This window comes from Holdemanella hominis (assembly GCF_014306155.1).
GTDB lineage: Bacteria > Bacillota_I > Bacilli_A > Erysipelotrichales > Erysipelotrichaceae > Holdemanella > Holdemanella hominis.
Genome location: NZ_JACRWH010000004.1, coordinates 84,646 through 100,033, shown reverse-complemented (window position 1 = coordinate 100,033; position 15,388 = coordinate 84,646). Strand labels below are relative to the sequence as shown.

At 34.2% G+C, this 15,388-nt stretch carries 14 protein-coding genes and 1 other annotated feature; of the genes, 3 read left to right on the top strand and 11 right to left on the bottom strand.

Translation table 11 applies throughout. The features are described from left to right. Window position 1: 1 nt before the first annotated feature. From H8911_RS02470 to H8911_RS02455, 4 genes are all read right to left on the bottom strand, one after another. Window positions 2-1,021, bottom strand: a complete 1,020-nt coding sequence (locus H8911_RS02470) for an ABC transporter ATP-binding protein (RefSeq protein WP_186998600.1) — start codon at window positions 1,019-1,021, stop codon at window positions 2-4. A 15-nt stretch (window positions 1,022-1,036) separates the two neighbouring features. Then, window positions 1,037-1,948 (bottom strand): oligopeptide ABC transporter permease, encoded by a 912-nt coding sequence (gene opp4C, locus H8911_RS02465; RefSeq protein ID WP_117924513.1) that lies wholly within the window; start codon window positions 1,946-1,948, stop codon window positions 1,037-1,039. Between the two features lie 13 nt (window positions 1,949-1,961). Continuing rightward, complete coding sequence (locus H8911_RS02460; protein WP_117924511.1) at window positions 1,962-2,945, bottom strand: ABC transporter permease; 984 nt, start codon at window positions 2,943-2,945, stop codon at window positions 1,962-1,964. Between the two features lie 180 nt (window positions 2,946-3,125). Further along, window positions 3,126-4,838, bottom strand: coding sequence for an ABC transporter substrate-binding protein (locus H8911_RS02455; protein ID WP_186998599.1), 1,713 nt, complete (start codon window positions 4,836-4,838; stop codon window positions 3,126-3,128). A 384-nt stretch (window positions 4,839-5,222) separates the two neighbouring features. Here H8911_RS02455 and H8911_RS02450 point away from each other — a divergent pair, with 384 nt between their 5' ends. Continuing rightward, window positions 5,223-5,744: a DUF5662 family protein gene (locus H8911_RS02450; RefSeq protein WP_117924507.1), complete on the top strand. Its 522-nt coding sequence runs from the start codon at window positions 5,223-5,225 to the stop codon at window positions 5,742-5,744. Here H8911_RS02450 and glmS read toward each other — a convergent pair whose 3' ends face one another. From glmS to rsmG, 4 genes are all read right to left on the bottom strand, one after another. After that, window positions 5,745-7,550, bottom strand: coding sequence for a glutamine--fructose-6-phosphate transaminase (isomerizing) (gene glmS / locus H8911_RS02445; RefSeq protein ID WP_186998598.1), 1,806 nt, complete (start codon window positions 7,548-7,550; stop codon window positions 5,745-5,747). Window positions 7,551-7,790: 240 nt separating this feature from the next. Beyond that, window positions 7,791-8,669 carry a ParB/RepB/Spo0J family partition protein gene (locus tag H8911_RS02440; RefSeq protein ID WP_117924503.1) on the bottom strand — a complete coding sequence of 293 codons (879 nt, stop codon included), beginning with the start codon at window positions 8,667-8,669 and terminating at the stop codon, window positions 7,791-7,793. Window positions 8,670-8,671: 2 nt separating this feature from the next. Continuing rightward, a complete protein-coding gene (locus H8911_RS02435; protein ID WP_117924501.1) occupies window positions 8,672-9,448 on the bottom strand; it encodes a ParA family protein in 777 nt (258 codons plus the stop codon). A 2-nt stretch (window positions 9,449-9,450) separates the two neighbouring features. Further along, window positions 9,451-10,152 carry a 16S rRNA (guanine(527)-N(7))-methyltransferase RsmG gene (gene rsmG, locus H8911_RS02430; RefSeq protein WP_117924499.1) on the bottom strand — a complete coding sequence of 234 codons (702 nt, stop codon included), beginning with the start codon at window positions 10,150-10,152 and terminating at the stop codon, window positions 9,451-9,453. A 136-nt stretch (window positions 10,153-10,288) separates the two neighbouring features. On the opposite strand from rsmG, the gene H8911_RS02425 reads away from it, so the two are divergent. Together H8911_RS02425 and H8911_RS02420 are read left to right on the top strand one after the other, a co-directional pair. Further along, a complete protein-coding gene (locus tag H8911_RS02425; RefSeq protein ID WP_186998597.1) occupies window positions 10,289-10,876 on the top strand; it encodes a DUF4230 domain-containing protein in 588 nt (195 codons plus the stop codon). Between the two features lie 2 nt (window positions 10,877-10,878). Further along, entirely contained in the window at window positions 10,879-11,523 is a 645-nt protein-coding gene (locus H8911_RS02420) for a GTP pyrophosphokinase (RefSeq protein WP_117924495.1), read from the top strand. A gap of 8 nt (window positions 11,524-11,531) precedes the next feature. Here the strand turns inward: H8911_RS02420 and H8911_RS02415 are convergent, their stop codons facing one another. The 3 genes from H8911_RS02415 to H8911_RS02405 form a co-directional block, all read right to left on the bottom strand. Then, window positions 11,532-12,725, bottom strand: coding sequence for a YkvI family membrane protein (locus H8911_RS02415; protein ID WP_117924493.1), 1,194 nt, complete (start codon window positions 12,723-12,725; stop codon window positions 11,532-11,534). A 61-nt stretch (window positions 12,726-12,786) separates the two neighbouring features. Beyond that, window positions 12,787-13,030, bottom strand: a binding site (T-box leader). A gap of 79 nt (window positions 13,031-13,109) precedes the next feature. After that, entirely contained in the window at window positions 13,110-14,174 is a 1,065-nt protein-coding gene (locus H8911_RS02410; protein ID WP_186998596.1) for a CDP-glycerol glycerophosphotransferase family protein, read from the bottom strand. Between the two features lies 1 nt (window position 14,175). Then, window positions 14,176-15,381, bottom strand: coding sequence for a CDP-glycerol glycerophosphotransferase family protein (locus tag H8911_RS02405; RefSeq protein WP_186998595.1), 1,206 nt, complete (start codon window positions 15,379-15,381; stop codon window positions 14,176-14,178). Window positions 15,382-15,388: the final 7 nt, after the last annotated feature.

The following is a 15,388-nucleotide window of genomic DNA, read 5'->3' as shown; positions in this document are numbered from 1 at the left end:
ACTATCCCTCCTGTTTCATTTCTTCTTCAACTTTGAAGCACCATACGTGGTGACGTGATTTTACTTTTGTATCTACTGGTTGACCTTCTTTACAACGATCTGTTACATATGGACAACGATCTGCAAAGTAGCATCCTTTTGGTAAATACAATGGGTTAGGCACACTACCTTCAATTGTATTTAATCGTTTTCCTTCTTCTGCTAATGAAGGCATTGAATTCATTAATCCAATTGTATATGGGTGTTTAGGGTTGTTGAACAATTCTTCTACTGGAGCTGTTTCAACAACTTTACCTGCATACATAACGTTAACGTTATCAGCAACCTGAGCAACTACACCTAAGTCGTGTGTGATCAACATGATAGATGTACCTGTTTCATTCTTTAATCTGTTCATTAAAGAAAGAATCTGAGCCTGAATTGTAACATCTAGAGCTGTTGTAGGTTCATCGGCAATCAATAATTTTGGATGACAAGATAAAGCCATCGCAATCATAACACGCTGACACATACCACCTGATAATTGGAATGGATAGTTATCAACAACTTTTTCTGGACGAGAAATACCAACTTCTGCCAACAAATCAATTGCGCGTTGTTTAGCTTCTTCTTTAGAAACTTCTTCGTGCGTCAAAATGTTTTCCATAATCTGATCCCCAACTGTAATAACTGGGTTCAAACTTGACATTGGTTCCTGGAAAATCATAGAGATTTCGTTACCACGAATGTGACGAATTTGTTCATCTGTAGCTGTAGCTAAGTTTAAACCATCTTCATCACGGTCCACATTTCCCATATATACGATTTTTGATTCAGGCATAATTTCTCCTGGTTCACTTACTAAGCCTAAAATAGACATGGCAGTTACTGATTTACCACAACCTGATTCACCTACAATCGCAAGTGTTTCATTTTCATACATTGTAAAGTGGTTTCCATCAACTGCTTTTGAATCACCTTTTTTTGTATGGAAGTATACACGAAGGTCTTCCACTTTAATTACTTTTTTATTTACAGACATTGTGTATCCTCCTTACTACTGTAATTCTTTAGGGTCGAATGCATCACGCAATCCTTCACCAATCAAGTTGATTGAGATTACAGTTAGCAAACACATTAAACCTGCAGGCATCCATTCCCAAGGATAGTTTTGGAACACGTAAGAATCACGCGCTAAGTTCATTAAGTTACCCCAAGAAGGAGTTGGTGCAGTCACACCCATACCTAAGAATGATAAACCAGCCTCAGTCAAAATAGCACTTGCCATTTGTAGTGTAGCATTTACGATTACTAAAGAAATAACGTTTGGAAGTAAGTGTTTAAAGATTTTTGAGAAATCTGAAATACCCAAAGCTTCACAAGCTTGCATAAATTCTTGTTCACGCAAAGTCAAAATCTGTCCACGAACCAAACGTGCTAGTCCTGGCCATGATAACAAACCAATTAATAATGATACAGTATACATTTTTTGACTTTGTGGAACCCACAACATAGTTGAGGCAACCGCAATAATCATTGGTGTAAATGGCAATGAATAAACGATTTCTGCAAAACGCATTAATACGTTATCTAATTTTCCACCATAATATCCTGAAATGCCACCAATTGTACATCCTAAGATGACAGTAATAACAGCAGCAATAATACCAACCATGATAGAGATTCGTCCACCTAAGAATAAACGGAATAAGCAGTCACGACCTTGTTTATCTGTACCTAATAAGTGTTCTCCTCCTGGAGCTAAATTAGGATTTGATAAATCATAGTCATTAACGCTATATCCAAGCATTGGTGGTATAACAATAACAGCAACAACAATTAATACAAAAATAATCAAACCAGCCATGGCAACACGGTTTTGTTTGAACTTACGCCATGCTATGGTCCAAGGACCTATAGATTCGATTTTTTCGCCAGATTCTAATACTACAGCATTTTTTTTAGCCATCTATAGTTCCCTCCTATTCATCTACCTTGATACGTGGGTCAACTAATGTATAACAAATGTCAGACAATAAGTTACCTAATAACATCAACAAGGCACTAAACATCAAACAAGCCATAACTAAAGAGTTATCACGTTGGTTGATCGCATCAATTAACACTTTTCCAATTCCTGGCCAGATAAATACAGATTCCAAGATTACGGCTCCTGAGAATAATGATGGAATGTATAATCCTAGTAATGTTACTAAAGGAATTTGTGCATTTTTAAATGCATGTTTGTAGATAACAGTCTTTTCTTTAAGACCCTTTGAACGTGCTGTACGAACATAATCCATGTTGATGACTTCAACCATAGAGTTACGTACATAACGTGAGAACGACGCAAATGAACTAAACGCCAATACGATTACAGGTAAAATTGAGTGTAAAGCTATATCTCCAATTTCTTGGAAAATACTTGAGTAACCAAAGCTTGATAGCATTGTGTCACGCATTCCGTTGATAGGCATACCTGGAATCTGCAAACCTACGAAGAAAATTAATACTAAGGCAAAGAAGAATGTTGGAACACTTATTCCTAACAATGAGAATACAGTCCAGAAGTTATCAAACACTGTACCTTTCTTTACTGCCTGTTTTATTCCAACTGGAATGGCAAAAATCAAAGCCACAATTAATGATACAACATTCAAATAGAATGTATTCCATACATAGTCACCAATGATAGTTCCAACTGGTTTTTTAAGGGTAATACTTGATCCTAAATCTCCTGTACACATACGTCCAACCCAACGTACATATTGTTCAGGTAACGATTTATCCAATCCTAACAACTCACGAACGTGATCACGTTGTTCTTGTGTAACCTTTGAACCGGCTCCAAAATAAGCTGTTACCTCATCACCTGGCATCGCCTTTACAGTACCGAAAATAACGATTGAAATGATGAAAAGGACAGGAATCATCGCTAAAATTCTTTTAAATACATACTTTAGCATAGTTATCGATCCTTTCTATCCACTAAATGCATATAAGAGCAAGTCAATACGGCTTGCCCTTAATTTTATAAACAATCCACGAGTTTTTCATGCAGACTATTTAACGTTGCCACGTTTCTGTTAATGAACATTTGTCCTTTAACATCAACTATTTTAACACACCTTTGTGCAAATTTTAAATTATTTTACAGTAATTGTATCCATTGATTGAGACCAGTTACGCAATGTTCCTGTTCCAGTCAAGTCAACTTTCTTATTGTAAAGGTTGAACATCATACCTGAGTAAACTGGCATGTATCCTGCATCATCAGCAGCCATCTTCATAGCTTCAGCATAATCAACTTTTGATTGTTTTTCATCAGAATCAGCACGAGCTTTTGTCAATTGATCAATCAATGCTTGATCATTGATACGAGAGTAGTTATTTACAGCCATGTTTTCTGGATCATTTGAATATGAATCATTAGCTGAACTATCTTGGTTATTTGTGAAACTAGTAGCTAAGAAACACATATTCCACTCACTATCGTGACTAGTATCTTGAATGTTACTTAATAATGTAGAGAAATCAACTGTAGTTTGTTTTAGATCAACACCTAAATCTCCCCAAGTTTTCTTAACAATAGGAATTAAAGTTTCAAGTACTGAGTTACCTTCTGACAATAAGAATTTGATTTCTAATTTTTGTCCGTCTTTTTCACGGATTCCATCAGCACCACGAACCCAACCAGCTTCATCTAATACTTGGTTCGCTTTATCCATGTCAAATGCATAAGTATTTAATCCATCGATTGTTTCTTCATTACGAACAACTGCGCCAAAGTTTACTGATGCTGGATTCCAGTATGCAGCTGGTACATATCCACCTTTAACTTTTTTAACTTCGTCACTTGCTTTTTTATCCCATCCGAAGTATGAATCACAGAATCCTTGGCGATCTGTCGCATACATCAATGCTTGACGAACTGCTTTGTCAGCTGTAGCTCCATTGTTAGCGTTCAAAGCTACGAAACCAACAGCACTACGAGTATAGTAGTTGAATGCCATGTTGTCAGCTTGACTCGCTTCACTAACTTTATTTGTTTCAATTACTTCTGGAATTAAATCAACTGTTCCTTTTTTCAATTCAGAAACTTCTGTAGTTACATCTGTTTTCTTCATAACAATACGATCTACTTGGTATTGTCCCTTTTCAGGTTTGAATTCTTCATTACGAACAAATGAAGCTCCACTTGCTTTATCATAGCTCTTTAATTGGTAAGCACCAGAACCACATGATTCTTCTTGGTTCTTTTCAACAACTTTTACATTACCTTGTTTGTATTTTGAGTAATGATCAGCACTTGTGATTCCCATTGTACCAAATGATGAGACTGCATCGATTTGAGGTGATACCAAGTGGAATACAACTGTATAATCATCTGGAGTTTCAACACCAGTTAATTCTTTAGCAGCTCCGCTATTATATTCTTTATATCCAACGATGTTATCCATTCCACCACCATTAGGACCAGTATAGCTTGGGTCAGCTAATGTTGTGAATGTAAATTTAACGTCTTTTGCAGTTACTTCAGTACCATCACTGAATTTGTGTCCTTTTTCCAATTTGTAAGTTAATGTTAAACCATCTTCACTTACTTCTGGTAAATCTTTAGCCAATACTGGTTCCAATTCGTTATCAGCATTGTACTTTAACATTGATTCGTAGCATAAGTTTACTACATATTGATCATAAGCACTTGATGCATATTGAGGTGTAAACTGTCCAGTTAAACTTTGGTTTACAGATACTGTTAATGTTTTTGCGTCACTGCTAGATCCGCCTGAACATGCTACTAAAGTAGAAGCCATTGCTACAGATGCTAAACCAGCAACAATTCTTTGTTTATTCATTTCTCTTTCCTCCTATAGTTTGCTCACTATGTGTGATGAAATTATACTATGCTAGAAACACATTTTCAAGGGTTTAAGAAAGAAATTTACATACAATTTTACATTTATGTATATTTTTCATGAACAAAACATAGCATTTTGTCTTTATATCATGCGTTTTCATTGTATTCGCTTTCATTTGGTTTTTCGTATTTCTTTCGCAAACATTTGTCTATAAGCACTAGATTTTATGTAAATTATGAAAATCTGGTTCAATTTAAAATCCCATCCTCATTTATTCATTTCTCTCTTTAAAAATAATAAACAAAAAGGAATCATTCTAGATGCCTACACTAGAATGGTTTTCTTATTCTATGCTAAAATAATCAAGAAAGAAGTGAATTTATGAATAAAGCATTAGCCCATTTACATACGATCAACAAGCACAAGTTAAAAGTTACTTGGCTTTGTTTTCGTTGTCACCTATATAAACAAGGTTTACTCCATGATTTAAGCAAATACTCTTATATTGAATTAAAAACAGGTTTTCACTATTATCAAGGTTTTCGTTCTCCTATTGATGCCGAGAAAGAAGAAAAAGGTTATTCATTAGGTTGGCTACATCATAAAGGAAGAAACAAACATCATTGGGAATATTGGCTTGATTTTGGAGTAGATGGCATTTATGCATGTAAAATGCCTACAAACTATGTCATCGAAATGTTTTGCGATCGAGTTGCTGCAAGTATGATCTATCAAAAAGAAAAATACACAGACTCTAGTGCACTTGAATATTATGAAAATGGACGAGGTAAAATTCTGATTCATCCGGAAACAGACGCCCTCATCCATCATTTATTAAAATATTTATCTGAGCATGGTTTAGATCAAACCATTCACTATATCATCACTGAAATTAAAGAATAATTATTCTACAGTTACACTTTTCGCAAGGTTACGAGGTTTATCTACATCGCAACCTTTTTCTTTTGCGACATAGTAAGCTAATTCCTGCAATAAAACTGTTGCCGGAATACAACTTAGTAATGGATCTACATCTGGAATGCGAATCACATACTCAAAGCCTTCCGTATTTTGGCTTTGTGAAGCAATCAAAATGACCTTGGCTCCTCGAGCAACCGTTTCCAAAATATTCGAAATTGTCTTCTGTGCAACACTAGGCTGCGTAGCTAACGCAATCACAACTGTATCTTTTTCAATTAATGCGATTGGACCATGTTTCAATTCACCAGCCATATATGCATCGGCATGCACATACGAAACTTCTTTTAGTTTCAACGCCCCTTCTAAAACACTTAAATAATCCAATTGTCTACCAATAAAGTAGGCATCTTTTTGATTCGTTAATAGTTTAGCAAATTCAGCCATTTTTTCTTCTTGCGCAAGCATTTGTTCAACTACATCTGGCATTTGTTTCAACTGATTGATCATATGATTTTTACATGCCACACCCTTGTTAAATAAAGACGCTAACTTTAAACATAGACATGCCAACAGCACAAGTTGTGTTGTATAAGCTTTTGTACTTGCGACCGCAATTTCTGGTCCAGCACAAGTATATAAAACGTAATCAGATAATCGAGCTAAACTAGAACCTAATACATTTGTCACAGTCAGTGTTTGTGCTTTGTTTTCTTTCGAAAGTTTTAATGCTGCCAAAGTATCTGCTGTTTCTCCAGATTGTGAAACAAAAATACATAGCGTATTTTCATTGACACGATAGTTGCCATATCTAAATTCACTTGCACTAATGCAGTAAATTGGTAAATCAATCCATGTGCGCAATAAGTATTGAGCATACAAACTCGCATGGTAAGCAGTTCCACACGCAACATAATAAATTTGATTGATTTTTGAAACATCTAAACCAGATAATTCTGGCATAGCCAAATTATTTTCAATATGAGCTCTCAATGTTTCTTTGATCACATACGGTTGTTCATGCATTTCCTTCTGCATAAAAGTATCATATCCACCTTTTTGAGCTGCACAAGCATCATATGAGATATGCATCCAAGTTGTTGAAACGGAATCCCCAAAGAAATCATAGACTTCAATACTTCCGGGTCTTAATACGGCCATCTGTCCATCTTCTAAAGCGCAAATATCTTTTGTGTAATCTAACACAGCTGGAATATCACTTGCACAAAATGCAGATGTATCTGTTTTTCCTAAAATCATTGGACTTTCTTTTTTTGCGACAAAAACGCAGTCAGGATAATCTGTACAAACTACACATAGCGCAAAACTACCTTGAAGGTATTGCACACATTTTTTTAAAGCGTACATCATATCGCCTTGATAATAGTAATCCAACATATGAACAATAACTTCACTATCCGTCTGTGACTGGAATGTATATCCTTGTTCTAATAAACATTCCTTGATTGATGCATAGTTTTCAATGATTCCATTATGCACGATTGAAATTGTTTCACTCTCATTTGTATGAGGATGTGAATTCATATTACTTGGAACACCATGTGTTGCCCAACGTGTATGTCCAATTCCTGTATGTTCAGGATGTTCTTTTTCACTCAACAATTCCTTTAAATTTGTAAGACGCCCCTTCGCCTTATACGTTTCTAGATGGTGATTCGAAACGAGAGTCACGCCTGCAGAGTCGTATCCTCGATATTCGAGTTTTTCTAAACCCTGCAATAAAAATGGTAAAGCACTCTCTTTACCTGCGTACGCTGTGATTCCACACATTATAAAAAATCCTCCTATAAATTATTATCATGGAGGATACCAAATGGCTTTGTTCAATGTTCACACATTGGTTTTGTCCATCGTTAAAGGTTGTATCAACCTCCAGACTACCCGCCGAATCTTTCGATAAGTCTGGTCCTCGTCAACTAAATACTTAGTCCTGGCGCTATTTTTTTTACTACATCTCCATGAATAATGAATATTATACAAAAAACAGAACATTTGTCAAAAAAAGAAGACTTACTCTTCTTCGACTAGATTCAATAATTCTAGCACTCGATTTAAGTCTTCTTTATTTTCATAATGAATAGAAATAGCGTTTTTACTGATAGATACCGATGTTTGAAAGAATTCCTGAAGCTTTTCTTTAGCTGCCTTCACATAAATATCTTCTTTTGGCTTTTCTATCGTTTTTTTATTGTTTGTGTCTTTTACAATTTGTTCTACTTTACGAACAGATAAACCTTGATCAATAGCCTGTTTAGCAACTTTACGCATATTTGCCTCTGTCTTAAGGCCGAGTAAAGCTCGTACATGCCCCATACTTAATTGTTTACTCACAACGTATTCCTGGACATCTTCTGGAAGTTTTAACAATCGCAATAAGTTTGTGATATGTTCACGTGATTTTCCGACACGATGAGCTAACTGTTCTTGTGTATATCCTAATCGTTGAATTAATTTTTCATACGCTTTTGCTTCTTCTATTACATTTAGATCTTCACGTTGAATATTCTCCAACAAAGCAATTTCCATCATTTCCTGATCATCAAAATCAACAATGATAGCTGGAATATCTTTTAATCCGGCAAGTTTTGAAGCTCTTAATCTTCTTTCACCGGCAATCAAATCATATCCTTGAATACTTTTTTTTACTAGAATCGGCGTAAACACACCATGTTGCTTAATTGATGAACTTAATTCTTTTAAAGCTTCATCATTAAATACTTTACGAGGCTGATATGGATTTGGACGAATCTCATCCACAGGAATTTTTGACTGTTCCTGTCTTTCAACTTCCATATCTCCATTTTGAATATCATCTAATACTTTAGAAACATCTTGCCCAAAAATACTGGACAATCCTTTTCCTAAACGAGCATTATTTTTGTTATCCATAGCTATGCCTCCCTTGAATTACGTTTTAGTACTTCTTCAGTTAAACCAGCATATGCCTTGGCTCCTGTACTTTTTGGATCATATTCAAAAATAGACATGCCACGGCTAGGTGCTTCCGATAATTTTACATTTCTCGGAATAGAATTTTGATATACAAGCTTGCCAAAAGTTTGACGCACATCCTGCGAAACTTCTACACTTAATCTTGTACGAATATCAAACATTGTTAATAAAATACCTTCAATTTTTAAATTTCGGTTACTTGTTCTTTGGACAAGACGAATTGTGATCAACAACTGCGTAACTCCTTCCAATGCATAATATTCACACTGTACTGGAATCAAAATACTGTCAGCTGCTGTCAATGCATTGGTATTCAATAGTCCAAGTGATGGTGGACAATCAATAATAATGTAATCATATTGATCTCGAATAGGAGCAATGGCTTTTTTCAACAATTCTTCTTTACCGGCTTCCATCTTATCCATATCTAAATCAGCTCCAGCTAAATTAATGTTGGCTGGAACAATATCGATTCTTGGATTCATTTTAGGTACGATGGCCTGCTGAATAGGAACTCCCTCCATTAATACAGAGTGAATCGTAGCTTGTGAATTATTTTGATTTGCATTTAATCCTTGCGTGGCATTTCCCTGCGAATCGAAATCAATCAACAATACTTTTTTTCCTACATGTGCAAGTCCGCTTGCTAAATTTATCGATGTTGTAGTTTTACCTACTCCACCTTTTTGATTCGAAATTGCGATAACTTTTCCCATACTCAACCCTCCAAAGGTTTTTTCTTGATTTGCCCATACGCTCTAGGATATTTATTTGGCGTATGTTTTACCTTTTTAAAATATAAATTAATGCGTGTTGCATCCTCTTCAATCATAAATTTTTCTTCATCAATCAATTCAACACCTAATGTATCAATTGCCTTTTGCGCATTGATCAACTCTTCGTGACCATTCTTACCTTTTAAAGCCACCATAGTATGATCCATCTTCACAAAAGGAACACAAAGTTCTAATAAAATAGATAGTTTAGCAACCGCACGCGCACTGACCACGTCGAAACATTCACGTTTTTCTTTTGCCAAATCTTCAGCTCGAACATTTAATATATCGAGATTATCCAAGTTCAATTGAGTTTTCACTTCATTTAAAAAACGACAACGCTTTTGTAATGGTTCCACCAAAGTCATATGAACATGTGGAAATGCAATTTTTACAGGGATGCCTGGAAATCCTGCGCCTGAGCCAATATCACACATTGTTTCAAATTTAATATTTGAAAACGGCATGATTGAATCATAAAAATGTTTCTCCCATACTTCTTCTTCCTGTGTGATTGCCGTTAAGTTCATCTTCTCATTCCATTCAACAAGAAGCTGCATATATTTTTCAAATTGATTCATTTGTTCTTCATTTAATTGGATACCGGCTTCTAAACAAGCCTTCTGAAATTCTACTTTAGTCATGAAAACCCTCCACGCTATCCATTATAACATATAATCGTTTCCGTCGTGTTTTTACTATACTCAATAATTTGACACTATGTATGTCGGTTTATTTACTTTATTCATTTATGATACAATTTTAATGAGGAGGTCACTTATGAAAAATTTAAAGAAAGTTTTATTTGTTGTTGTCTTTATCTTAATTGCCTTTGTAAGCGGTATGTTCTTTGCGAACAAACAAACGGAACCTGAAATCACATCGACATTAATTCAGAATCGAATTGAACAGGCAAGTGATTTGGTAACCACAAAATATCATTATGCGAAAGTAGGAAAATTTGAAAATTCTTTAAGTCTGAATGGCTGGTCCATTCCTTTGACAAACAAATACTTCATACTAACATTTGAAGGGGACATTCAATTAGGTACAGATTTATCTAAGGCAAATGTAGAGATCAACGATTCTACTATTTATGCGACAGTTAATAAGCCAACTGTTCTTTCAAATTCAATCGATGAATCAAGTATTGAAGTCTATGATGAAACAAAAAATATTTTTAATCCAATCAGTGTGAGTGACTATAAAGCTTTTGCGGTTGAACAAAAAGAGAAGGCTTTATCTGAAGCTAAGAAAAAGGGTTTAATGAAAACGGCTCAAAAGAACACAGAAAAAAGTATTAAAGAGATCATTTCCATTATCCCAGATACAGATGATTATACGATTGAAGTCACATTCAAGGAGTAATTATGGCAAATTTGAAATTAGTTGATGCTTTTACGGATTTTGTAGAAGAAAGTACTCTTCCCTATCGTCAAATGATGACCTATTATAATTGCGCGTTAATGGAAGTGGAAACTAAATTTAAAGTTCTTAACGAACAATTCTCCCTATTCTATGATCGCAATCCCATTGAATCGATTCATACGCGTATTAAATCGCAATCTAGCATTCTTAAAAAGCTTCAAAAAAAGAATCTTGCTTTAACCATCCCAAACATTGAAAACAACCTATTTGATATTGCCGGTGTTCGAGTTATTTGCTCTTTTACAGAAGATATTTATTCTTTGGCCAACTCTTTTCTTAGCCAAGATGATGTGCGCTTGATTGAAAAAAAAGATTATATTCAAAATCCTAAAGAAAATGGATATCGTAGTCTTCACCTAATTGTAGAAATCCCTATCTTTTTATCAGATGAGAAAAAATGGGTTAAGGTAGAAGTACAATTTAGAACCATTGCGATGGATTTCTGGGCAAGTCTAGAACACAAGATTCGCTATAAAAAGAACTTATCAAAAGAACGCTTAGATGAAATTGATAAAGAATTACTAGAGTGTGCCAAGATTTGTAAGACACTTGATGAGAAAATGGAAGAAATAAAGACGGGAAATTGATTTCCCGTCTAATTTTTTTCGTATGCTTCTTCAAAAGAAACTTTTGCATCTTGTGCATTTTCTTTCATGAATTTACGATTCTTATAGAATCCTACTGTCAACAATGGGACGATGATGATGGCGATACCTAGATATCCACAATATCCATAGCCATACTTAACAACGTTTGTTAGTCCTACAAATGAGATTCCCATAGAAACTACCATGATGAATGCAGAAACTAAAGCTCTACGTACAGGTACATTTTCAACTTTTTGAAGGAATTTCACATTTTCAAAGCGATTCACAAATCCAAAGATGACACAAACTGCACTTGAGATCAAACATAAGAATAATACCAATCCATATAGTGCTACAAGCCAATTTGCTCCAAATGATTTTAATGTTGTTAACGTTGGTAAAGTTGTTCCGTTTGGCTGAGTCAAATAATAGTGTTGCCAACAAAGTAACATTAATACGGCAAGACCTAATCCTAACATATTTAATGTGAATGTTAATGCCATTGAGCGATCACAATCTTGTTTTGTTTTTAAAACACTTGTTCCACAAACTAAGATAGCTGGTACTGTAACCCATTGGAAAGCTGAATAAGTAACACCGTTCCAAACTGCTTTTGGAAGTTGACTCCACCCATGTACTGAAAAATCAACACGCATAACATCTAACAAATTGTGTCCATTTAATAAACCTACTGTATAAATAGAAACAGCTAGTACTAAGATTACTACACCCATATATGTACTTGCTCTACGAATCAAATCTACGCCAAAAATTGTTAAGAATAATACAACAAGGCCAATCACAAATGTTCCTAGATAGTAATTCAATCCAAAGTATTGGGTTAATGCACTGGCTGCACCAGAGATACATGATGCAACAACCATTAAAACCATGATATTAAAGAATAATTCAAATAATAATTCTAATTTATCAAATGGATGATATAAACATTCAAATAGTTCTTTATACGTTTTTAATCCTCTTGAATTCATCATAATCTGGCCTTCACGAATTGTCATAGATAAAAGTAACATCGCAACGGCAACCCCAACAATAGCTGGCCACCCTAAACTAACAAACCATGTGTTTTCCTGATTTCCTGTCGCAAATCCTCCACCTGCGTGTGCTGCAAATGCGGTTGTGGCCACTGAAAATGCAGCCATCCATGATCGATTCAATTTTGTGTTCTCTTTCTTTTTCATTCTCAAATTCTCCCTTTCTGCAACAAAAAAACCTTCCGTCTCTTGTTGCCTAATTAACAACTTCAGAGACGAAAGGTAATAATAATCTTATTCTTCCGCGGTACCACTCTAATTCATTCTAATGAATGCCCTCATCGATGCTATCACATCTAGTCTTTATATCGTAAGACTTACGTCTATAACTACATTATCGCTATAGCCACTCCATGGTGATTTTCATTCTCTAGCTTTACGATATTTTCCACCAAACAATATCTCTCTAGGCTAAAACGTAGTGAATTACTCTTCCATATCAATGCGTTGACTGTATAATACTATGATTTACATTTATTTTCAAGTTAAAATGTAATTATTTTCATTATTGATGTGAAAAAAGAAGAGGGCCTATACCTCTTCCATAATCTGATTAATTGTATCGATGACTCGACTTGTATTTTTTCCATCCGTATATACCATGTACTTTATTTGGAAATAAGACAATTTATCATAATCATAATCTTTAAATTCTAACGCCTTGACGAGTTGATCTTCATCTGTACATACAGGTCCTGGAAAATCATCAAAATCAATGTTCAATCCAATATTATGTTTATATTCTTTTACATCAGGAATGTAACTAATCATTGGCTTATTTAATAAAGAGTAATCAAATATTACGCTTGAATAATCCGAAATCAAACAATCGCTCACTTGCATCAATGTATACAAGTCTTCCTTATTCATGTTCACTCCACCATTACATTGAATATCTCCAAGCAATGGATGAAATTTATATAGAACCACGTAATCTTTTACTTTTGTGAAATCAAAAGACTGAATTTTAAAACCATCGATAATGTTACCCCTAAAAGTAGGTGCATACAAACATAATTTCTTATCTTTTAATTCTGGATATTTCAAAAAGAACTCATCTCTTTCATTTCTATTTAATAAAGTATCAATTCTTGGCATTCCAGTCACTAACACTTGATTTGTATTTACCCCAAAAGCTTGTGAATATGGTTCCTTCCAATATTCAGCATTACATAGAACATAATCGTAATTACGTACAGGATATTGTCTTTTGATTTGATTACCAAATTTTTTCACGGCTCCACACGCGTGCCAAACTTGTAGCACTTTGACATTGGTTGGTTTCATATGACTAATCACATAGTTATTGTCGTTTAAAATCACAAGACTTGATTTTTTTATTTCAACTAACTGTTTTAAACAATTCAAGAAATATTTAAAATCACCCCATAGATTTTTTTCAAACTTTAATAATATATAATGAATATCATACTTATTTTCGTGACGTAATTGTTTATCGATGAGTTTAAAATCACCTGACAATTCACTTTGTGTTAAACTAATAAAAGTAATTCGATTTTTTTTAGGATGTACATAAAAAGTTAAAACGTCCACGACCCATAAGGCAACATTTAAGATTATTTTGCTTAATCCCATTTTATTGCACCGCCTTATATAAGATATCTACTACTCTTTTAGAAGCATTTCCATCTTCATGGTTATTAAAATAAAGATTAAAATCATTCAATTTAGAATAGTCATAAACTTCATTTTTAATATCCATCAACAATGTTTCTTCATCCATATAAATTTTGCCTGGAATGTCCTTATGAATATCTAAATAGAATCCTCTTAAGTCTGTCGCATATTCTTTTAAATCATACATATAAAAATAGATGGGTCTTTTCAATATCGCATAATCAAAGAAGACGCTTGAATAGTCCGTAATCAATACATCACTAATCACATACAATTCATTGATTTCTGCTTGAGCAGGAATGGAATACAAAAATCCATCTAATTCTGGATCATCTTTGAAGGTATTAATGATTAGATAGTGTGGCTTAAATACAACAATTGTATCTTCACCTAAAATTTCTTTCCATTTTCTAAAGTTTGCCTTCAATTCAAAAGTATATCCTGCTGAAACATAAGAATTATCTCTCCATGTTGGTGCATACAATACAATTTTTTTATCTATAGGCAAATGATACTTATTCTTGATCGCATCACATTCTTCTTTTGTCGCATTCGAAATAAAATCATTTCTAGGATATCCTGTTTCAATCAATCTTTCTCTATTGATTTGGAAAGATGTTTGAAAAACTTTCGTACAGAAGGCATTTGGACTGATCATATAATTGTATCTTACGACATCTACATCATAGGAATTGCACATCTGTTCATAACTGACACCTGAACGATAAAATGTAGTATCTTCACTCACATCAATATCATGAGCTAATCGCTTTAATGGTGTTCCATGCCATGTTTGTAGGTAAACCTGATTTTCCTTTTTAAAGATATATGTAGGTAATTTGCAGTTCACTACCCATAATTTTGCCTTGGACAAATAATAAAAATAAGGAATGCTGAAATATTCCTTTATTTCAGCTCCTTCAATATGAATATTCTTTTCTTTATGATTTTTTATAAACCAAATAAAACGGTATCCAACAAATCGTGGATCTTGCCTCATTTGTTCATAAATAGCTTTAGGATTATCCGAATAGCCACGACCATGGAACGATATAAATATGGCAAGCTTATCATCTACTTTAAATAAACGATAGGTTAATTTATATGCCAAGCGAATGCATTTTCCTGCAAACTTTTTAAATGGTCTTAAAAGCTTTATCAACATGGCTATC